21 protein-coding genes are annotated in these 21,090 nt (G+C 69.3%); 18 read left to right on the forward strand and 3 right to left on the reverse strand.

Annotated elements, in window-relative coordinates; all coding sequences use genetic code 11:
* Positions 1–15: 15 nt before the first annotated feature.
* The 4 genes from ACZ3UD_RS21890 (at position 16) to ACZ3UD_RS21905 (ending at position 6,511) form a co-directional block, all read left to right on the forward strand.
* On the forward strand, positions 16–1,194 hold the full coding sequence (locus ACZ3UD_RS21890; RefSeq protein ID WP_465590054.1) for a restriction endonuclease subunit S: 1,179 nt from the start codon (positions 16–18) through the stop codon (positions 1,192–1,194).
* Positions 1,194–4,343, forward strand: coding sequence for a type I restriction endonuclease subunit R (locus tag ACZ3UD_RS21895; protein ID WP_465590057.1), 3,150 nt, complete (start codon positions 1,194–1,196; stop codon positions 4,341–4,343). The genes ACZ3UD_RS21890 and ACZ3UD_RS21895 overlap by 1 nt, the downstream gene beginning before the upstream one ends.
* A gap of 111 nt (positions 4,344–4,454) precedes the next feature.
* Positions 4,455–5,306: an IS5 family transposase gene (locus ACZ3UD_RS21900; protein WP_465590060.1), complete on the forward strand. Its 852-nt coding sequence runs from the start codon at positions 4,455–4,457 to the stop codon at positions 5,304–5,306.
* A 347-nt stretch (positions 5,307–5,653) separates the two neighbouring features.
* Complete coding sequence (locus ACZ3UD_RS21905) at positions 5,654–6,511, forward strand: NAD(P)-dependent oxidoreductase (RefSeq protein ID WP_465590062.1); 858 nt, start codon at positions 5,654–5,656, stop codon at positions 6,509–6,511.
* A gap of 10 nt (positions 6,512–6,521) precedes the next feature.
* Here the strand turns inward: ACZ3UD_RS21905 and ACZ3UD_RS21910 are convergent, their stop codons facing one another.
* The 3 genes from ACZ3UD_RS21910 to ACZ3UD_RS21920 all read right to left on the reverse strand — a co-directional run bounded on the left by ACZ3UD_RS21910 (position 6,522) and on the right by ACZ3UD_RS21920 (position 8,703).
* Positions 6,522–7,088 (reverse strand): phosphotransferase-like protein, encoded by a 567-nt coding sequence (locus ACZ3UD_RS21910; RefSeq protein WP_465590065.1) that lies wholly within the window; start codon positions 7,086–7,088, stop codon positions 6,522–6,524.
* Positions 7,085–8,092, reverse strand: a complete 1,008-nt coding sequence (locus ACZ3UD_RS21915; RefSeq protein ID WP_465590067.1) for a P-loop nucleotide/nucleoside kinase family protein — start codon at positions 8,090–8,092, stop codon at positions 7,085–7,087. Before ACZ3UD_RS21915 ends, ACZ3UD_RS21910 begins: the two co-directional genes overlap by 4 nt.
* A 260-nt stretch (positions 8,093–8,352) precedes the next feature.
* A complete protein-coding gene (locus ACZ3UD_RS21920) occupies positions 8,353–8,703 on the reverse strand; it encodes a winged helix-turn-helix domain-containing protein (protein ID WP_465590070.1) in 351 nt (116 codons plus the stop codon).
* 467 nt (positions 8,704–9,170) lie between these two features.
* Between ACZ3UD_RS21920 and ACZ3UD_RS21925 the strand changes: the two genes are divergently transcribed.
* From ACZ3UD_RS21925 to ACZ3UD_RS21990, 14 genes are all read left to right on the forward strand, one after another.
* Entirely contained in the window at positions 9,171–9,449 is a 279-nt protein-coding gene (locus ACZ3UD_RS21925) for a hypothetical protein (protein WP_465590073.1), read from the forward strand.
* Positions 9,450–9,543: 94 nt separating this feature from the next.
* On the forward strand, positions 9,544–10,560 hold the full coding sequence (locus ACZ3UD_RS21930) for a DUF2637 domain-containing protein (RefSeq protein WP_465590075.1): 1,017 nt from the start codon (positions 9,544–9,546) through the stop codon (positions 10,558–10,560).
* Positions 10,557–10,919, forward strand: coding sequence for a hypothetical protein (locus tag ACZ3UD_RS21935; RefSeq protein ID WP_465590078.1), 363 nt, complete (start codon positions 10,557–10,559; stop codon positions 10,917–10,919). The genes ACZ3UD_RS21930 and ACZ3UD_RS21935 overlap by 4 nt, the downstream gene beginning before the upstream one ends.
* A complete protein-coding gene (locus tag ACZ3UD_RS21940; RefSeq protein ID WP_465590081.1) occupies positions 10,916–11,290 on the forward strand; it encodes an RRQRL motif-containing zinc-binding protein in 375 nt (124 codons plus the stop codon). The genes ACZ3UD_RS21935 and ACZ3UD_RS21940 overlap by 4 nt, the downstream gene beginning before the upstream one ends.
* A 48-nt stretch (positions 11,291–11,338) precedes the next feature.
* Positions 11,339–11,770 (forward strand): hypothetical protein, encoded by a 432-nt coding sequence (locus ACZ3UD_RS21945; protein WP_465590083.1) that lies wholly within the window; start codon positions 11,339–11,341, stop codon positions 11,768–11,770.
* A gap of 22 nt (positions 11,771–11,792) precedes the next feature.
* Positions 11,793–12,056, forward strand: a complete 264-nt coding sequence (locus tag ACZ3UD_RS21950; protein ID WP_465590085.1) for a hypothetical protein — start codon at positions 11,793–11,795, stop codon at positions 12,054–12,056.
* A gap of 98 nt (positions 12,057–12,154) precedes the next feature.
* Complete coding sequence (locus ACZ3UD_RS21955) at positions 12,155–13,876, forward strand: hypothetical protein (protein WP_465590087.1); 1,722 nt, start codon at positions 12,155–12,157, stop codon at positions 13,874–13,876.
* A gap of 94 nt (positions 13,877–13,970) precedes the next feature.
* The gene (locus ACZ3UD_RS21960) at positions 13,971–16,184 is read left to right on the forward strand and encodes a hypothetical protein (protein WP_465590090.1); all 2,214 of its coding nucleotides are present in this window, start codon (positions 13,971–13,973) and stop codon (positions 16,182–16,184) included.
* A gap of 246 nt (positions 16,185–16,430) precedes the next feature.
* Positions 16,431–16,616, forward strand: a complete 186-nt coding sequence (locus ACZ3UD_RS21965) for a hypothetical protein (RefSeq protein ID WP_465590092.1) — start codon at positions 16,431–16,433, stop codon at positions 16,614–16,616.
* Between the two features lie 13 nt (positions 16,617–16,629).
* Positions 16,630–16,842 (forward strand): hypothetical protein, encoded by a 213-nt coding sequence (locus ACZ3UD_RS21970; protein WP_465590095.1) that lies wholly within the window; start codon positions 16,630–16,632, stop codon positions 16,840–16,842.
* Positions 16,839–17,120, forward strand: a complete 282-nt coding sequence (locus ACZ3UD_RS21975; RefSeq protein WP_465590098.1) for a hypothetical protein — start codon at positions 16,839–16,841, stop codon at positions 17,118–17,120. Before ACZ3UD_RS21970 ends, ACZ3UD_RS21975 begins: the two co-directional genes overlap by 4 nt.
* Before the next feature lie 84 nt (positions 17,121–17,204).
* Positions 17,205–18,059, forward strand: a complete 855-nt coding sequence (locus ACZ3UD_RS21980) for a bifunctional DNA primase/polymerase (RefSeq protein WP_465590101.1) — start codon at positions 17,205–17,207, stop codon at positions 18,057–18,059.
* A gap of 2 nt (positions 18,060–18,061) precedes the next feature.
* Positions 18,062–19,537 (forward strand): ATP-binding protein, encoded by a 1,476-nt coding sequence (locus ACZ3UD_RS21985; RefSeq protein ID WP_465590107.1) that lies wholly within the window; start codon positions 18,062–18,064, stop codon positions 19,535–19,537.
* A gap of 179 nt (positions 19,538–19,716) precedes the next feature.
* Positions 19,717–21,075 (forward strand): tyrosine-type recombinase/integrase, encoded by a 1,359-nt coding sequence (locus ACZ3UD_RS21990; protein WP_465590320.1) that lies wholly within the window; start codon positions 19,717–19,719, stop codon positions 21,073–21,075.
* The last annotated feature ends 15 nt before the right edge of the window (positions 21,076–21,090 follow it).

Raw genomic sequence — 21,090 nt, forward strand, 5'->3', positions numbered from 1 at the left:
CGCTTCGGCCACGCGATGGAGAAGATCGACGAGCGGATCCCAGGTGTTGATCTTCCACTCATGTCGGTGTCCCAGACACGAGGTGTCATCCGGCGAAGCGAGTTGACGGACGCCCCCCAGCGGGCTGAATCCCTCGACAACTACAAGGTGTGCCGAGCCAACGACATCGTCTTCAACAAGATGAGCATCCGCTCCGGCGCTATGGGCGTCGCAGCAGAGGACGGGTTGGTCACCTACCACTACGAGGTCATGCGCCCCTGCGAGGGGACTGATCCCCACTTTGTCGCGTACCTGATGAAATCTTCGTGGTTCACCAAGGAGCTCATCAAGCGCGAGCGGGGAATTGGTGCAGGCGACCAAGCCAACGTTCGGACCACGGAGGTGCCGTTCTCAGTCCTGAAGACGATCGACGCCTACATTCCCGATCACGCCGAGCAGCGGGCCATCGCCGACTACCTCGACCGCGAGACGGCCAGAATCGACACACTCATCGAGGAGCAGCAGCGGCTGATCGAGATGCTCAGCGAGCGGAAGGCTGCTGTGATGGCAACGGCCACTGCCAGCGGGGAACCCGTCGCGCTTAGGCGTCTCGTCACCCGGATCCGCCAAGGGTGGAGTCCCAACTGCGAGCCCTGGCCCCCGAATGGGGTGATGGAGTGGGGGGTACTGAAGGTCGGATGCTCAAACAGTGGGAAGTTCAACCCGATGGAGAGCAAGCGGCTACCAGATGAGATGACGCCGAGGCCAGAGTTTGTGGTCGAGCCTGGAGAGATCGTCATGTCTAGGGCGAACTCCAAGGAATTGGTTGGGGCATCTGCTGTAGTGGACCGCTCCTACCCACGCTTGATGCTCAGCGATCTCAACTACGGGCTGACGGTTGCCAGAGGAGTGGATCCTGAGTTCGTTTCCTATGCTCTCCGATCTGGTCACGTCAGATACCAAATCAGCCTTGCTTCCAAGGGGACCAGTCCATCGATGCAGAAGATCTCACAGCGAGACATCAGGGATCTCATTATGCAGTTGCCACCGTTGGACGAGCAGCGTCGGATCGTTGCGGATCTTGATGAGCGGACAGCCAAGATTGACTCTCTGATCGCCGAGACTGAGCGGTTCATTGAGCTCTCCAGGGAGCGGAGGCTGGCATTGATCACGGCGGCGGTAACGGGGCAGATCAACGTACGAGTGGTGGCGTGATGGCCGACCATAACGAGGTGGTCTTCGAGACGGAGATCTGTGAGCACCTCGGGGCTCATGGTTGGCTGTACTCGGAGAACGACCGTGACGGTGGTGAGTACGACCGGGAGCGAGCGCTGTTCCCGGCTGATCTGTTCGCATGGCTGGAGGGGACGCAGAAGGCCGCGTTCAAGAAAGCGTTGAAGGCGGCGGGGTCGCAGGCGAAGTTCCTCGACGTGCTGACCGCAGCGCTCGACCGGCCGCTGGAGCACGGCGGCGGGACACTGAACGTCCTGCGTAACGGGGTGCAGTACATCGGCGGTGGTCGGCTGAAGATGGCGCAGTTCCGCCCGGATACGTCGCTCAACGAGACCACGGCGACTCGCTACGAGGCGATGCGGGTGCGGGTGATGCGGCAGGTGCACTTCTCGACTGCCGACCAGCGCAGCATCGATCTGGTGTTTTTCGTCAACGGGCTCCCGGTGGCCACGGTGGAGCTGAAGACCGACTTCACCCAGTCGCTGGACGAAGCAGTCAACCAGTACAAGCAGAAGCGCAACCCGTTGACGAACGGGCGGCCGGAGCCGTTGCTGTCGTTCGGTCACCGGGCGCTGGTGCACTTCGCGGTTTCGAACGACCTGGCGGCGATGGCCACGAGGCTGGAGGGGGAAAAGACCCACTTTTTGCCATTCAACATCGGCTTCGACAGCGGCGCCGGCAACCCTCCAGGCGCGGACGGACGGTCGTCGACGGCGTACCTATGGGAACGCGTCTGGGAGAAACACGCTTGGCTGAACATCATCGGGCGGCTGATGATCGTGCAGACCAAGGAGGAATGGGACGTCACTACCGGCACCTCGGTGCGGCGTACGAGCATGCTCTTCCCGCGGTTCCACCAGTGGGAGGCCGTCACGAACATTGTCGACGCGGTGAAGGAGGAGGGTGTCGGGCAGCGGTATCTGATTGAGCACTCGGCCGGGTCGGGGAAGACGAACACCATTGCCTGGACGGCCCACAGGCTGGCGCGGCTGCATGTCGATGATCGGAAGGTCTTCGACTCGGTCATCGTGGTGGTGGACCGCACCGTGCTCGACTCCCAGTTGCAGGATGCGATCCGGCAGATCGACGGCACCGGCAAGATCGTCGCCACTATCAGCCCCGAGGACGTCCGCAAGGCCGGCGCGAAATCGAAGTCGGGTCTGCTGGCGCAGGCGCTGAAGAACGGTGAGCTGATCATCGTGGTAACGCTGCAGACGTTCCCGCACGCGCTGGACGAGATCCGCACTGACGCCGGCCTGAAGGGCAAGCGGTTCGCCGTCATCGCCGATGAGGCGCACTCCTCCCAGTCGGGTCAGATCTCCGCGAAGCTGAAGCAGGTGCTGACCGCTGAGGAAGTCAAGGAGATCGAGGACGGCGGCGAGGTCGATGTGGAGTCGATCCTCGCGTCGGAGATGACGGAGCGAGCCGAGTCGGAGAACGTCTCCTACTTCGCCTTCACCGCGACGCCGAAGAACAAGACCCTTGACCTGTTCGGCCGCAAGGGCGCTGACGGGAAGCCACACGAGTTCCACCTGTACTCGATGAAGCAGGCGATCGAAGAGGGCTACATCCTCGACGTGCTCAAGGGCTATCAGCACTACGACACCGCGCTGAAAATCGCGGGCAAGGCTGGGAGCAGCGATGGAGACGGGGACGAGGTCGAGGAGGCCACCGCCCGCAAGGGTCTGATGCGGTGGGTGCAGCTCCACCCGACGAACATCAGCCAGAAGGTGCAGATCATCGTCGAGCACTTCCACACCAACGTCGCCTACCTCCTCGAAGGCAAGGCGAAGGCGATGGTAGTGACCGACTCGCGCAAGTCCGCGGTGAAGTACAAGCTGGCCATAGACGCCTACATCGCCAAGCGTCGCGCCGAGGACGCCTCATACAACTACCGCACCCTGGTCGCCTTCTCTGGCGGGGTGACGATGCCAGAGGACGAGACCTGGCACAGCGACTGGGGCCCACAGCCGTCGAAGGACGACGAGTTCACCGAGGCCAACATGAACCCCGGTGCCGGGGCTGATCTGGCAGCCGGGTTCAAGGGCGATACGTACAAGATCATGCTGGTCGCCAACAAGTTCCAGACCGGCTTCGATCAGCCCTTACTCTCGGCGATGTACATCGACAAGAAGCTGTCGGGGGTCACCGCGGTGCAGACGCTCTCGCGGCTCAACCGCACTTACCGCACCCCCGGTGGGGAACAGAAGCGCAAGACGTTCGTCATCGACTTCGCCAACAAGCCCGAGGACATCAAGGCGGCCTTCGAGCCGTACTTCAAGAACGCGACCCTGGAGACCGAAACCGATCCGTACGTCGTCGTTCACCTGGCTAACAAGCTCGCCCAGGCCGGGATCTACACCGAGGACGAAGTCCGCAAGGTCGCCGAGCTGTGGGTTACCCGGAAGGGCAACAACGCACTCTCGGCAGCGATCAGCCCGGCGCAGCACGACTTCCGGCGCCGCTACACGAGGGCGATCGAGGAAGAAGACAAGGTCACGCTCAACACGCTCGACCTGTTCCGCAAGGATGTCTCCAGCTACGTACGCCTCTATGACTTCATGTCCCAGATCGTCGACTATGGCGACCCCTACATGGAGATGCTCTCAATCTTCCTGCGTCTCCTGGAGAAGGTCATCGCCGAGTCCGCCTGGGCCGCCGACGTCGACCTCTCCGACGTGGTGTTGGTCGGGGTCAAGCACAACAAGGCGATCCCGGTCGACATATCGCTCGTGGGCGATGGGCAGCTGAAGGGCATCAGCGCCGCCGGCACGGGCACGAAGAAGGATCCGAAGTACGTCGCACTCCAGGTCGTCATAAACAAGATGAACGACCTCTTCGGCGCCGAATCGTTCGCCGAGTCCCAGGTCCGGGAGTTCGTGCAGGGGCTCATCCAGCGGTTGCTCGCCGACCGGAACCTGGTCGACCAGACCAAGGTGAACTCCAAGAAGCAGTTCATGGAGTCACAAGACTTCCAAGCAGCCGTTACGGAGGCGGTCGCAGACAACCAGGACGCCCACAACACGATGGCTGACTACTTCTTCACCGACGGGCCGGCTATCAACTCGATCATCGTCGCCCTCGCGGATGCCTTCTACGAAGCAGCGGTTGATCAGCAGGTCGATTCTTAGACCGACCGGCAAATGGTGGGCGGGGCTGCCGAGACGGGCCCGAACGCAAGGCAGGCACAAGCCTTGAGTGATCATGGAGTTCTTGACGCTCAGTGATCGCCCGGAGGGCTCATGCCTGCGGTCCCATCATGCCTTCTGGAACCCTTGTGGGACCAATTCGCCGCCCTCCTGCCCGTACGGAGCGGATACGCCGAGAGCCATCCGCTGGGCTGTCACCGGCGACGGGTGCCGGACCGCACCGTCTTCGAGTACATCGTGCTCGCCCTGGTCCACGGCTCCGGCTACGAACGGATCGCCGGCCCCGGATGCTCCGACCGGACCATCCGACGCCGTGTCAGACAATGGGCTGAACTGGGGATATCCGAGAAGGTCCACGCCTTGGCGCTCGAAGCGTACGACCGCATGATCGGCCTCGGGCTGAGCGAGATCTCGGTCGACGGCTGCATCACCAAGGCCCCGTCCGGCGGCGACAAGGCCGGGCGATCGCCGGTGGACCGGGGCAAGCAGGGACTGAAACGCTCGGTCGCGTCCGATGGCTGCGGTGTCCCGCTCGGGATCGTCTCCGACGGGGCCAACCGGCACGACTCACCCCTGCTCGGCCCCACCCTGGACGCGGCGAAAGCGCAGGTCGGCGAGATGCCGGAGACGGTCAACGTCAACCTCGACCGTGGCTACGACAGCGCCAAGTCCCGTGCCCTGATAGCCGAGTTGGGATTCACTGCGGAGATCGCGCGCAAAGGAGTGCCCGCCCCAATCCAGGCCGGCAAGCGCTGGGTGATCGAGCGCACCCACTCGTGGATGAACGACTACGGCAAGCTGCGGCGCTGCACGGAGAGGAGTGGCAGCATTGTGGACTTCTATCTCTACCTCGCCGCCGCCCTCGTCACCCTCCGTATGCTGATCCGCCGAGCAACGAGCCGCTACCGCTGGGACAGCCGACCCACCACCCGACGCCTCAAGTGATCCATTTGCCGGTCGGTCTAAACCAAGATCAACACCCGCGCTCACGCATCGCTCACGCAAGCGATCTTGTAGCGCGGCGCCGACGCCTGCCCACACACTAAGGAACGACAAAAGGCCCAGGTCACGGGCTATGCGACCTGGGCCTTCACTGAGCCGCCTGCGGGATTCGAACCCGCGACCTACGCATTACGAGTTTGCCCAATCACCGTCCGTAACCGTCCATGCTCGTCCGCATCGCAGGTCAGCGGACGGCACGGGACGGCCGTGGACCACCACGGACAGGATGGACTGAGACCAGAACTGAGACCGAAGGCCCGGCCGATTGTTGCGCCGGTAGGGTCGCCAGCATGGGCACGATGAGCACCAAGCCGATCGTCGGCATCCTCCACCCCGGAAGCATGGGCGCCGCCGTGGCGGCCTGCACTCGACCGAATGTCGAGCGCGTTCTCTGGTGTCCGGCGGGCCGGAGCCCGGCCACGGTCGGGCGAGCCGAGGAGGCGGGCTTGGAGCCCGTCGGCACGCTCGGAGACCTGCTCGCGCAAGCCGATGTCGTTCTCAGCCTCTGCCCGCCGGCTGCTGCTGAGGACGTGGCCCGCGCCGTAGCCGAGCATCACTTCGGCGGCATCTACGTGGAGGCCAACGCCATCAACCCGGAGCGGGTGCGGCGTATCGCCGACCTCGTGGGTTCCGATGCCCGCGGTGTCGTGGACGGCTCTGTCATCGGCTCGCCGCCGGTCGGGGCCAAGCGGACCCGCTTGTACCTGTCCGGGGCTGAGAGTGCCGTCTCGCTGGTGGAACAGCTGTTCATCGACAGTGCGGTGACCACTCCCATGCTAGGAAAGGAGATCGGGCAGGCATCGGCTCTGAAGTTGGCGTACAGCTCGTATCAGAAGGCGTCCCGTGTGCTCGCGGCGGTTGCCTTCGGCGCGGCACGCGCGCACGGCGTGGACGATGCGCTGATCGACGTCGCCGGAAAGCGGCAAAGCAGCTACCTGGTGGAGACCGGGTACATCGCCAAGACTGCCGCCCGAGCGTGGCGTTGGGGCCCCGAGATGGACGAGGCCGCCGACATGCTGTCCGCCGTCGGGTTGCCCGACGAGGTGCTGCGGGCCGTGTCGCAAACCCTCGCTCGGTGGGAGAACAGCAAAGACCTCGCCGAGCTGACGCCCGACGAGGCCCTTGACCGTCTGTCCCTGCCGCAGTGAGCGCAGGCCGCTACCGGTTTCCGCCGGCATGGTCGCGCGACAAGAGGTCGTTGATCAGCCGTGCTGCTTCGGCCGGTTCGACGTTGCCCGTATCCACCGTGAGGTCCCATACCTGCCCGGGGTGCGCGTCGACATCGGCCTGAGTGGCATCCCATGCGGACAGCCGATCTACGGTGTCGGCGTCACCCCGCCCGGCCGATCGGGACGCCGTCGACTCACGCGAGCACCAAAGCAGGACGACGGACCAGTCGGCCGGGTAGCCCCTGGTGAGCGCGTTGATGCCCTCGACCTGGCCCAGGTGGACGACCGGGATGCCCGTCATGAACGCCTCGTCCATCCCCGGACGGTCGATCACATACGTGTTGCCGTAACGGCGGTTCAGGTAGATAACATCACCGGCGGCCTCCAGTTCGGCCAGTTGCTCAGCAGTGCCCATCCGGTAGCCGGTGGACTTCCCGGAGCCGACCTTGAGTCGAGAGAAGAGCCGGTATTCCGGACTGATGCCCCGGAGGGCCCGGGTGACGGTGTCCTTCCCGGCGGCTGGCGGGCCGTACAGGATGAGGCCGCGCGACGTCACAGCCCGCCTCCACTCAGCACGTCGCGAGCCTGGTCGGCGGCGGCGATTGCCGCTCCGAGGCGGTTGTCCACCACGAAGTGCGGGCCTTGGGGTCGGAGCTTCAGGTCGATCGTGGCCAAGTACTCCTCCCACGACTCCATCTTCCAGAGGTCCCGGGCCGCACCTCGGAACTCGATGTACTCCCTCATCGAGTCAGGGTCGCACTCGACCCAGATAGCGGCCACGGTGGCCCGCTTCGCCTTGCAGCGGTTGTAGAAGCGCTGCATCCAGTCGGCCTGCGAGAACTCCGCCAGGAACGGCGCGTCAAGGATCACGGACGTGCCGCAGTCGACGTTGTCCCACGCGGCCTCCATGAGGCAGCGGTATTCGAGCGGCCGGACCTTCTCGCGGTAGAGCACAGAACTCCGGTCGTTCACCTCTCCGCCGAGCGCCGCCAAGAGCTGATCGACCAACGGGCGCGTCAAGGAATCCTTGTCGAGCACTGGCCATCCGGTGAGACGGCCGATGAATTTGGCGAACTCGCTCTTCCCGGAACCGGCATATCCGCCAATGAGAAGAACCATCGGTCCGGAATTATCGCCGCCATTCCGGCGCTTCCACTCGTCGATAACCCGGCTGCGGAATGCCTCGACGTCGACGTTGTCCGCGCCCTCGCGGATGCTGCCGAGAGCCTCGCGGATCGCCTGGTCCAGGTTGGGGACAGTTTCTACTGCTGCTGGACGCTGGTCGGGCACCGTGCTGACCTCTCCGGGGAGCGGTCGGCGAAAGCCCAGTTCCGCCTCGTTCATGCGGTAGAGAAGGCAGTAGGCCCGGCGGTAGTCGGGGCGCGGGTACGAGGAGCCCGCCTCGTGTGCCCAGACCGTCTGAAAGTTGGCAGCAAGGCTGAACTTGTGCCGGTCGCCGATTTCCCGAAGCTTCTCGCCGACTTCCTCAAGGGTCAGGTCGTGGGATTCCCTGACCTGCTTGAGAATTGCCGGATTCCATCCTGGGCGTTGCCGAGCCATATTCCCCTCCTAGGAAACTGCTCGTGCCGCGAGTGTAGCGGCTCGTTGAGTCACCCGAAAATCGTGATAGAAGTCGTGATAGTAGTCGTGTAAAGACCTGGTGCCGAATACCGGTAAGGCTCCGTGATACAGATGCCGCGCCGATGGGTGTGAACTGATTCCTGTCCACCCCAGGAGGCATCAGTGAAGCGTCACCCGCCCCGATATGCAGTCAGGGGACCGCAGCACAGCCGCGATCCCCTGATCCCCCCATCCGCCCGTCACCGGGCCTCAAGCTCCGCGACCCGCGCTTGCAGGTCGCGAAGTTCCCCGCGGACCTCCGCAAGCTCACGCCGGAGCTGTCCGGCCTCGCTGCCGGCGACGGCAGCAGCCCTCGACTCCGCACCCTCGGTCAGGAAGGCCGCCTTGCCCTGGTGGCTCACGACGAGCCCGGTCTCCCGCAGGTGCCCGACGGCGGCGCGCGCAACGGTTGGGCTCACGTCGTAGTACGCCTGAAGCTTCGCCAGTGACGGGATCTTCCCGTCGGCGGCGAACTCGCCCTTCGCGATCCGTGCGCAAAGGTCATCGGCTACCTGCCGGTAGGCGGACTTCTCGCCGGTCCACTCGACCATTACCACTCCACATCCCTCTGCGTCTCTGCCTCATAGTGCCGCACCCTCCGGCCGGAACCAATGCTTCCGCATGTCGCCCGGCCGATGGACTTGCCAACTCTGCTTCTCTGCCCCACAGTGTTCTGTGTGGCAGAGAGAACAAAGCTCTCTCAGGCCTAGCTATTCCTGCACGTCAAAGGCCGTTACGGGGCCGGGAACCGTCGCGCACCGCTGTCGCGACAGGCCCGGCGTCTGCGGAACCGGGGCTCTGTCCATACAGAGCACAGTCCCTTGAGAACTCAACAGTGTGCTGATCAAGAACGAGTGTCTTTGGTCCCCGATCCGCGCCGCCCGTGGCGGGTCGGGGGTCATGGCTGCTCGTGACGTGACGAGTGGTCTGGGCCCGTGGGGCGAGGCTGGCGCGCATACCTTGGCCGGAGCGCGCCAGCCCCTCACGGGTCTACTCACCTACTGGAAGAGGTAGACCCGTGAAGTCGATTGTTGCAGGCCAGTACGCCGTGGGCTCCGAGGAGTTCGCGGAGCTGGCGTTGGGCGTGGACGAGGAGCTGTTCGCCGGGGTGCCCGGTGAGAGCGAGGTCGAGCGCGAGGCCCGGATGGACGCCGCGAGCGACGTCCTGGCGGACCTGCGCCGGGAGGACCCGGAGTTGGCCGCCTACGCCCAGCGTCTGCTGAGCATGGCGCCGGTGCCGCTGCGGCGCCCGGCTGGCATCCGCCACACGGCTAGCACCAAGCGGGTGGCCGCGTGACGACGAACCGTACGCTCACGGCGCTCACGCCCGCTCACCCCCCGCTCACGCAGCGCTCTCCGCTCTCCGGGTGGTGGTCGCGGTGAAGGCACCCATGAGCGAGGAACAGATCCGTTCGGCGGAGCGGGCATTGGCCGTTGGCACGTGGACGATCACGCTGGGCGCGGTCCTCTACAGCGTGCTCACGGTGACCCCGCTGATGTCCGGACACACCCCGAAGGGGTGGCAGTGGACGGCCCCGATCCTGCCGCTGGTCGTGGACGCAGCGGTGGTGATCGTCATCCGCATGGACAGCACGCTCGCCCGCCTCGGGGGCGACGGCGGCCGGTGGCCGGTCGTGCTGCGCTGGATGACCGGCGCCATGACGGTGCTGCTCAACGTGGGTTTGTCCGCCCTGGACCGGGATGCGGTCGGGGTGGCGGTCCACGCGGTGGCGCCGCTGCTGCTGATCGTCACGGCGGAAACCTCCCTCGCGTACCGGCGGGCGATCGCCGCTGCGCTGGCTGCTCGTGAGGCCCGTGAGCGCGATGAGCGGGCCGAGCGCGACCGCCGTCAGGAGGAGCGCCGGCGGCAGGAGCGCGAGGACCGGATCGCCGAGTACGAGCGGGCCGAGCAGCGCGAGCGTGAGCGCCGTGAGCACGACGAGCGGATGGCCGACAAGCAGCGTGAGCACGAGGAGCGCATGGCCCGCGAGGAGCGGGAGGAGCGGGCCCGCCGGGAGGCTTCCGAGCGCGAGGAACGGCAGCGCAAGGAGGAGGCCGAGCGGCGGGAGGGTGAGCGCCGTGAGCGCGAGGTGAGCGAGCGTGAGCGCCGTGAGCGCGAGCGTGAGCAGGACGCCGAGCGCGAGATCGAGCGGCTGCGGCAGGAACTCCTCACCGCGCCCGCCGTCACCGAGCGGCTGCCCGAGGACCAAGCCCGCCTGAAGATCCAGACCTGCGTTGTGGCCACCATCCCGCAGCGCCGGGCGGCCGAGCTGACCGGCTGGTCGGCCGGGTGGGTCGCCAACCGCTACCGCGAGTTCAGCGCGGCCGGCCCGGAGCGTCCCGCGCTGCACGCCGTCCCCACGACCGACGAGACCACCACGCACCCCGCCGAGGAGCAGGCATCGTGACCACCAGCACCGACACCCGCCCGAGCGCCGACGCCCAGATCAAGGCCGCCGGCGTGCTGCTCTCCCTCCTGAGCGCCCACGCCACCCTGCCCGCCCCGGCCGTCCAACTGGAGCAGGTGCAGGTGCCCGGCACGTACGACTTCGGGTGGGGGCTGAACATCGCCCTGCACAACGGTCTCAACCAGTTCGAGCAGTGGCGGCAGGCCCTCGGCATCGACCCGGCCGCCATCGACCACCACACCAACGAGTCCGGCACCCTCGCCTGGCTGTCCTTCACCGGCCCCTACTGCGGGGTTCCGCTGAAGCTGGTCGGCTTCTACGCCCCCCGTTTCGACGTCGCGCCGCCGGAGATGCCGTGAGCCGCCCCCGCCACTGGGACCCCGACGGCTCCGGCCACGGCGGCACCCCCACCTACCCGTGGCGCATGGCGCCGCGCGGCCTCTTCACCCGCCGCCAGCTGCGCGCCAAGGGGCTGCGGCCCGGCGGACAGGACGTCGCCGCGCAGATCATGTGGCGCTCCCGCTACGGCGGCACCCGCCCCGCCTACCTCTACCGGCTCGACCGGGCCAAGCCCGTACGGCCGCTGACCCCCGCGAAGACCGCCGCCCTCGCAAAGGCCAACGCCGCCCGCCGCACCTGCCCCGCCTGCGGGCAGGACGCCGGCTACGTGCTCCCCGCGCACCTCGGCACCTGCCTGACCTGCGCCGACAGCACCGCCCTCGCGGCCTAGCCCCACCCCTGACCTGCTCTCCGCCATGCGAGCAAGGAGATCCCTGTCATGACCATGAACGTTCGGGCGGCCCGCTTCGCCGCCTCGTACGCCCTGCTGCGGTCGGCGGCGGACGTCGCCGACCACTGGATCCAGTCCGACCACCAGGCCACGACCAAGGGCGGGCCCGGAGCCCCGGGCCGCCGGGCCTGCGCCGCGCACGTCGCCTCCTACACCGCCGTCCAGGCCGCCGTCCTGCTCGGCGGCGCCCGCCTGCTGGGCATGCGGCTGCGGCCCGTCCCGGTGGCCGCCGCCCTCGTGCTCAGCGCGGCCAGCCACTACGTCGCCGACCGGCGTGAGCCCCTGCGCCGCTTGGCCAACGCCACCGGCAAGGGCAACTTCGTGCGGCTCGCCGACCACGGCATGAACGGCGGCTACCTGCTCGATCAGGCGTGGCACCACGCCTTCGAGACCTGCGCCGCCCTCATCGCCTCCGCCTGACTCACACCCGGGAGCACCCGCCATGTCCGAGCACATCATCCACAAGGACCGCGCCACCGGCCTGCCGGTCGGCACCGTCGCCGCGTTCCTCAACCTCAGCTCCGCCCTGGTCGCCCTCTACACCGACGGCACCGACCAGTACGGCAGCCCCAAGGCCAGCTGGCTCTGCCTGGGCTGCGGCAAGCGCGGCTACATCGCCAAGGAGCTGGGCGCCAGCCGCATCGAGGCCAACGACCACGCCGCCGAGTGCCGGGCGATCCCGTGGCCGCAGGCCGACCTGGTCTGACCCGCTTCTCGGTTCCGGGACTGCCGCACAGCTTGCCGACGAGTTCGACCGTCCCGGGCCCTTTCCACACCACATCGAAGTGAGGAAGGAAGCCCATCATGTCCGACACCCTCGCGTCGGCGCAGGCCAGTGCGGCTGTCGACGCCCAGATCCAGCCGCCCGCCGCGCCGGTTGCCCCGGCCCCCGCGCCGGGCGCCAGCAAGCGGCGTACGGAGCCTCGGTTGGAGCACACCCGGGGCGGTCTGCCGGCCGTTCCGCTCGCGGTGACCACGGCGAACAGCGTGGTCGGTCTGGCCTCGGCCGCCGCGCTGACCTCCGGCCCGATGGTCGCCCTCGCGGCCACCGCCGGGACGGTCGCGACCAGCGCGATCGCCACCCGGGTGGCCCGCCGGGCTGCCGCGAAGGCCGCCCAGCGCGCCGCCGCAACCACCCGGGGCGCCGCCGCCAACCAGCGGGCCCCGCACCTGTCTCTCGTCAAAACGCCCACCTCGCAGCGCGGTTCGGCCCTGGCCACCAGCCCCGGGCGGTCCCGCACCGCCGCCGGGACTGCCAGCCGCACAGGCGCCGGTCCGGTGGCGGTGCCGCGCCAGTCCACCGCCGCCTCGGGTTCGCCCGCCCGCGCCGGGTCGGCCTCGCTGCGGTCGCCGGGCAGCACGGCTGGGCGAAACGGTGTCGGGTCGGTGTCGTCCGGGCCCCGCAGCTCCGACACGGGTCGGAGCGGGGGCGCCGGGTCGGTGCTGAGGAAGTCGCCGGGCGCGGGCAAGGCGGCGCTGGGCCGTCTGGCCACACGGGCCGGTGAGGTGAAGGCGGTCCGGGCCGCCGACCGGCAGGCGGCGCCGACCAGGTCCGAGCGCCGCACCCAGCAGAACGCGGCCCGGCGGCAGGTCGCCGATGATCGCCGTGCCGCCAAGGCCGCCGAGCGCGAGCGCACGGCCGGCCAGCGCGGCCCGGTCGGCCGGACGCTGGCCAAGCCTGCCGCCGCCGTGCGGGCCACTCTGGACAGGGCCCGTACGAAGGCCCGCACCGCCGCCGACCAGAGCGCCGAGCGCAAGGTGACCGACGCCCGCCGGGAGGCCCGCAAGGCCCCGGCCCGTCGCGAGGCCCGTAACCGGCTTCGCCGCTCCGCCGCCCGCTTCCACGGCCGGCGCGTGCTGGCCGCGCTGCTGGCCCTGCCGGTCGGTCTGATCGGCATGGTGACCACGCCGATCGGCCGCAAGCTCGGCTGGTCCTGGCTGATGTACCCCGGCCGCCGCCTCTACCGCCGCCTGGCCGGCAAGGCCGCCCAGCAGCGTGCCGAGCGCGACGCCGCGATCCGCCAGGAACTCGCCGACGCCGAGCAGGCCGTGGACGAGGCCATCGACAACGAAGACCCGACCGGCGAGCAGGCGGTGGCCGACACCGTGCCGCGTGCCCCCAAGCACCACCAGCCCGCACACACCAGCCCTACCGCCCTGGGAGGCGACATGGCCAAGAGTTCCGGCTTCGACTTCTCCGAGGTCGCATCCGAGATGTACGGCTCGGCGATGAACTACAACCCCGACGGGATGATGCACGTCCTGGCCGCGTTCGAGGCCATGCCGGAGGGCCTGGAGTCCATCGCCAACACCTTCCGCGTCCTCGCGGAGCGCTCCGACGAGGAGTTCCCCCTCGACAAGGTCGTGGGCGAGGCCCTGAACGAGGTCTACACGCTGCTGATGACGGCCGTCAGTGCCTCCGAGGAGGTCGGCAAGGCCTTCCGCGGCGCCCACGAGGAGGACATCTCCCGCCACGAGAACCCCCGCAACGGCGAGGAGAAGTGGGACATCGTCAACAACCAGTAACCCCTGGCACCACACCACCCCCGGGCCGCCCCGCCACCCGAGCAGGGCGGCCCGCCTCATCCCTCACCCACCCGCGTTGCTGCCTGGAGTTGCCGTGAACCAGCCGCCCGAGCACACCCTGAATCTGACCAACGTCCCCAAGCCGAAGACCCGCAAGACCCCCAACCCGAAGACCACGTGGGTGCCGCCGCTGGACTGGGCCGCCACCCACGGCCCCGTCTCCGGCGCTATCTCGGCCGCGACCGGCGCAGGCGCCATGGCCCTGCTCGGTGCGGCCACCCACATGCCGCCCGGCATCCCACTCGCCGTCGGCGCGGCCGGAGCCCTCGGCCACGGCATCGGCGCGAGCATCCGGCGCCGTCTGACCGGCCGCACCATGGCCGGGCGGGCCGCGTCCTGGCTGCTCGCCGGAGGCTGGACCACCTGGGCCATCACCACCGGCCCGCTCACCTGGGCGGCGGCCGGCACCCTGGCCGGGCTCGGCGTCGGCATCGGCGCCATGGCCGCCAACTCCGCGATCCGCGAGGAAGCCGTGGAGCTGGAGCGCATGAGCGACGAAGCCCGCACCGCCGCCCGGGGCCTGAACGGGAAGCGCGAGGCCCTCGCGAAGGAGTGGGCCGAGCGGATCCACCGTGTCACCGGCGTCCAGGTCGCGGTGTTCGCGGTCGAGTTCTGGAAGACCGGCGCCGGGTTCTCCCTCGCCGCCGAACTGCCCGCCGGGCCCGCCACGTGGGACCGGATCGCCGCTGCCGCCCGGGGCCTGGCCACCGACGCCCGGCTGCCGCTCGGCTGCACCGTGTGGGTCGAGGAGGGAGACCGGCAGGGCCGCGTCGTCCTCGACATCGCCACCGTCAACGTCATGGCCGCCGAGTACCCCTACCCGGACGACTACTCGGCCCTGTCGATCCTCACCGGCATCCCGTGGGGCCTGCTGCCCAACTCCGACCAGGCCCAGGTGCTGCTGCGCGAGGCGTGCGCGCTGATCCTGGGCCCGCCCGGGAGCGGCAAGTCCACCTTCGTGGACGTGGTCCTGGCCGGGTTTGCCCGCTGCGTGGACGTGCTGACCTTCGTCATCGACCTGAAGGCTGGTGCCGCCGGGATTCCGTGGGTTCGTCCCTGGCTGGAGGCCCAGGGCCTCAAGGCCCCGAAGGCCGGAGCGGAGAAGCCCCCGGCGGACACGCGGCCGGGCGTGGACTGGCTGGCCTCCACCCCGGAGGAGGCCCTGAGGATGATGAACGCGGTGCTGCGGATCAATGCGGCCCGCCAGCAGGGCTACCAGGACCTGATGGACGCGCAGGACACGACGCTGCTGCCCGTCTCGGCCAACCTGCCGCAAATCGAGGTCGTAGTGGACGAGGGCGCCGAACTGCTGTCCGCCGCCTCCTTCACCGACCGCACGATGAAGGCCCTGCAGGAGGCGGTCAAGAAGGCGATGCGGACCACCCGCGCCATGGGAATCCGCTTCGTCCTCACCGCCGTGGACGGCAACGTGAGCGCGATCGGCGACACCGCGATCCGCAAGTTCTCCCCGGTCGGCGTCGCCCTGACCTCCGGAGAGTCCGCCGGGAACAACGTGAACAAGCTGTTCCCCGGCGCGAAGGTCGACACCCGCCAGCTCCGCGCCAAGGGCTGCGGCGTCATCGGCGACGCCGGCGCCGACGGATTCGCCCCCACCGGCTTCAAGGGCTGGAAGACCAGCCCCAGTATGGCCCGGGACGCGGTCCTGGCCACCAACGCCCGGCGCCCTCGCCTCGACCCTGTCTCCGCTCAGGCCGCCGGCGACGACTACGCCCGCCGCTGGGACCCGGAGCGCGCCGGATGGCTCTGGGCGGGCACCACTGGCACCACCACCGCCCCGGCCCCGGCCGCCCAGACCGCCCCGGCGCCCGCACCATCCGGAAGCGGGCTGAACCTCTCCGCCTTCCGCGACCAGACCGGCGACAACGCGGCCGGGGACAGGGACGACGGGGACGGGACGGCGGTGGTCATCGCCTTCCCGGGCGCCCGCCCGCAGGGCCTGAACCTCGCCTCCCTGCGCAAGGACGCCCCGCCCGTCGACCCCGCGCCGCGGCTGCTCGTGGCCGCCCACGCAGCCATCACCGCCAAGGGCGGGGACCGCATGTTCATCGCCGACCTCGCCACCGCGCTCGGCGCCGACGCCCAGACCCTCGGCGCCGAACTCAACGCCCTCCTGCGCGCCGTCGGCGTCGAGCGGCCCGGCGCCGGCACCGTCCGCATCGACGGTGCCAGCAAGGCCGGCTTCTACGCGCACACCCTCGAAGACGCCATCAAGCGCTACCGGCAGTGACCCGGCAGGCCCACACAGGGCCACACGCGAAGGGTCACACAGCCCCACACATGCCCGTGTGGGGCACACGGGCATGTGTGGGCCCCTGACCTGCCCGTGTGGCCCGTATGGGGCACACAGAGCGCCCCACACGGCACCGCTTCCGGACCCCGAAATCGGGGTCCGGCCCACACGCCTGTCGCCGTGTGTGCCCCACACGCGCCCATGACTGTCCGTCACCACGATGCACGGAAAGGACCGGTCGCCATGGCCGTCACGATCAGCGTCACCGTCCTGCTCGCCATCATCGCCATCCTCCTCATCCGGGCCCGCCGCACCACGCTCGGCACCGCCGTCATCGTCTGGCTGTCCGGCTTCACCGCCGCCAGTACCGGCCTCGCCGACCCGGTCAACACCTTCCTCGCCGCCGTCGCCCACCTCTTCCACCACTGACCCGGCGCCCGCGATGACCGCCCCCGCCGCGATCCGCCCGCTCGCCGCCGTCCACCTGCGCGAGGCCCTCACCGCCGCTGCCGACCAGCGCCCGGCCGCCGCCCTCGCGGCCCTCATGCACATCGACCCCGAGTCCTGGACCGCGATCGAGCAGCGCGCCGCGTTGCTCGGCGCGGACCTGGTTGACCTGCTCGCCCATGCTGCCCGCACCGGAGGTAACCCGTGAGCACCACCAGCGACCTCATCACCGCCGCCGTCCTCATGGCCCCCGGCGTGATCCTCAGCGTCCCCGTCGTCCTCTCCCAGCGCGGCGCCCACACCGACAGCGCCGCCGTCCGACAGGTCCTGGCCGCCTCCGCCGCCGAACGCGCCGCCCGCGCCGCTGCCACGGACATCGCCCCGCCCGACGGTGGCGAGGGCGCCCCCACCCCCGCCACCAATCAGCCCACCCGCCTCGCCACCGTCCTGCAGTTCCCCGGCGCCAACGCGCGCCGGGCCGCCTGAGCGAACGACAACGGCGGCCCCCTCCCGCCAGGAACCGGGGCCGCCGCCAATCCAGCACCGTCTAGAGAACTGGAGACATCCAGCATGACCCAACCGACCAGGATTCGGGGAGAGCACCTGCCCACCGCTCTCTCCCTGGCGGCCTGCGACGTGCCCGTGCTGCCGTTGCGGGCCGGGAAGGTGCCGTTCGGCAACTGCCGCCGCTGCACCGGCAACGCGTGCGGCGGCCGGCCGAACATGAAGACGCCGGGCCCCTGCGACTGCCCGGCCCCCTGCCACGGCTGGGCCGCCGCAACCACCGACCCCGACGTCATCACCTCGCCGCACTGGGCGTACGCGTGGCGCCAGGCGGCAGCGGTGGCCTACCACCCCGGCGGCGCCGGGGTGACCGTCGTCGACCTCGACAACGCCGAAGCCATCGCCTGGGCGCGCGCCAACCTCCCCGTCACCAGGATCGTGCGCACCACACGGGGCGAGCACTGGCTCTACGAGGGCATCATGCCCTCCGCCAACAAGGTGCGGCCCGACGTGGACATCAAGTCCACCATGGCCTACGCCCGCTGGCTCGGCCCCGGCACCGGCACCCTCGCGCCCCTGCCGGACGCCGTCCGCGCCCTGGTCGCCAAGGCGCCCGCCCCGATCCGGCCCGCCACCGTCGCCGTGCCCACGCCGGTCCGGGGCGGCACGTGCCCCCACCGCACGCCGAGGTACCTGGCCCGTGGCATCGCCATGGCAGAGCAGCGCATCACCGAGGCGGCCGGCGCCGTGCACAACACGGTGTTCGCGACGTTCCTCGCCGTGCTCTCGACGCATGGCCGGTGCGGGTGCCTGACCGAGGCACACACGGCGCGGCTGTTCGCCGCCGCGCAGGCCAAGGGCGAATCCGCGCGGCACTGCGCCGACGCGTGGACCAACGCCCTGACCCGGCTGGGGATGTAGCCGTGGCCGAGGACGAGAAGACCCCCGCACGCGAGGTCATCGCCGACTACGCGCAAGCGCACTTCCGGTACTTCCGCACCGCCGACGGCACCGTATACGCCCAGAAGGTGGGCCACCCGGTGGCCCGGCCGATCCGCTCGCAGGGCACGACCGGCAGCCACCGCCAGGAACTCATGGTCGGCCTGTACCGGGACGAAGTCGGCGTCTTCAACGGCAGCGCTCTCAAGGAGGCGCTGGACCTGATCGAAGCGCTCGCCCTGTCCGAGGACGTGCAGGCCGTCCATATCCGGGTGGCCCCCGGGTTCGACGGGGCCACCTGGCTCGACCTCGGCCGCGCCGACGGCCTGTCCGTGCGCATCCACCCCACCGGCTGGGACATCCTCACCCCGGACCCGCGTGAGGTCTGCTGGCGGCGCACCCAGCTCACCGGTGAACTCCCGCTGCCGGCCAAGGACACCGACGGCAAGGGCATCGACCTGCTACTGAGGCTGACGAACTTCGCCAACGCCCAGACCGAATGCCTGGCCCTCGCCTGGCTCATCGGCTGCCTCTCGCCGGGCGTGCCCGTGCCCGCGCCGTTCCTCACCGGCCCGCAGGGCGCGGGTAAGTCCACCGGCGGGCGGATGCTGGTGAGGATCATCGAGGGGATGAGCGGTGACCTGCGCAGGGCGCCGAAGGACGAGGAGAACCTGATCGCCGCCGTCGCGGCCGGATGGGTCACCGCCCTGGACAACCTCTCCCACATGACCCCGGACCTGTCCGACGCCATGTGCTGCATCGTGACCGGCGCCGAGAGCGTCAAGCGCGCCCTGTTCACCGACGGCGACGTGCACCGCGCCAGCTACCGCCGCCCCCTGCTCCTGACCGGCATCGACGTGGGCGTCATCCGCCCCGACCTCGCCGAACGCCTCCTGCCCCTGCGGCTGGAGCGCCCCCGCGTCCGCCGCACCGAGGCGGAACTGTGGGCCGAGTACGCCGAGGTCCTGCCCGTCGTGCTCGGGTCGCTGCTCGACCTCACAGTCAAGGTCCGCGCGGCCGAGGCGGAGACACCGACCGATCTGCGCATGGCGGACTTCGCCCACCTGTGCGCGCAACTCGACGCGGCAACCGGCTTCGGGGCACTGGCCGCCTACCGGGCCAGCCTGGACGACCTGAACGACGACGTCATCGAGGGCGACCTGTTGGCGCAGACCGTTCTCAAGCACGCCGAGACCATCGACCCGGGCGGCGCGCAGCGCATGACCTCCACCGAGTGGCTGAGCCACCTCAGCCGCCTCTACAGCGGCGATGACCTGCGCTCCCTGCCCAAGGGGTGGCCGACCACCGGCAAAGTCCTCTCCGACCGGCTCAAGCGTCTCCAACCGACGCTGGCGGCCCGGGGTGTCCTCATCGACACGGGCCGCACGCGAGAGGGCCGCTACCTCGAAATGGCTCGCCCGGCCGTCCCGCCCCCGCACGAACAGCCCCGGCTGGTCTGACCCGCACCTCACCGCACACAAGCAAGAAGAGCACCGGCGGCCGGGTGAGCGCCAGGCCGCCAACGCCGCCTAACCATCACCACAGACCAGTCGTTCGAGGGCGCCGGGCAGCACCATGCCCGGCGCCCTCGCCACTTCAGGAGCACCACGTGAGCGAACGCAAGACCCGCCTGCCCAACATGGAATCGACCATCTACCAGGGTGCGGACGGCCGTTGGCACGGCCGCGTGACCATGGGTGTCAAGGCGGACGGCAGCCCCGACCGGCGCCACCGCAGCGCCAAGACTGAGCCCGAAGTGCGGCGCAAGGTCAAGAAATTGGAGGCCGAACGCGATGCGGGTCAGGTGGCGGCGGCCGGCCGGGCGCCGACGGTCGAGCAGTGGATGACCACCTACCTGACCACGATCGCGAACCAGAGGCTGAAGCCGCGCAGCCTGGACGACTACTGGTCGAAGACCCGGAACCACATCATCCCGGGCATCGGCAAGCACCGGCTGGACCGGCTGCTGCCGGAGCACCTGGACGAGCTGTACGCGCAGATGCGGGCCGAGGGCCGCGCCGGATCGCACATCCTCAAGGTGCACCGGATCATCTCCCGCGCACTGAAGATCGCCCACCGTCGGGGAAAGGTGGCCCGCAACGTTGCCACCCTGGTGGACTCCCCCACGGTGGAGGAGACGGACGCGAACCCGTTCACCCAGGAGGAGGCCCGGCGCTTCCTGGTCGCGGCGATGAAGCGCCCGACCCGCGTCCGGTGGGTGATCGGCGTCGGCCAGGGCCTGCGCCAGGGTGAGGCACTGGGTCTGCGCTGGAAGTACGTCGATGAGGATGCCGGGCAGATGGACACGTCCTGGCAGCTCCAGCGGCTGAAGTGGCGCCACGGGTGCGACGACCCGCACGCCTGCGGCAGGCGGCTGCACCGGGACGCGTGCGAGCCAGGATGCACCAAGCACCGTCGCTACAAGCGCGGGTGCCCGAAGCCCTGCCCGCCGAAATGCGACCGGCACGCCAGCACCTGCCCGAAGAGGCATGGCGGGGGGCTTGCCTTCACCCGCCCGAAGACCAAGGGCAGCCGTCGCACGACTCCGTTGCTCCCGCCCCTGATCCCGCTGTTGCGCGAACAGCGCGAGCAACAGGAGAAGTGGAAGGCTGCGGCTGGCGACGGGTGGCAGGACTACGGCCTCGTGACCTGCCGCCCCGACGGCCAGCCGATCGATCCCCACGCCGACTGGGAGGAGTTCAAGGAGTTGCTGGCCGAGGCGGGGATCGAGGACCGGCGCCAGCACGACGGGAGCCGTCACTCGGCCGGAACGATCCTGAACGAGCTGGGCGTGGACCCTTTCACGATCATGGAGATCCTCGGCCACTCGCAGATCAGCATGACCCGCCGCTACGTCAAGACGACCACCCCGACGACCCGCGAAGCGGCCCGGCGGATGGGCAACGCGCTCTGGCCCCAACCGGCCGGAAGTGAGACCACAACTGAGACCACGAACACCCGGGCGGCCCGCGCCCGGCGCCGCCGACGCATGATGTAGACGACAAAAGGCCCG

The sequence above is a fragment of the Kitasatospora sp. NPDC023118 genome, assembly GCF_055560875.1.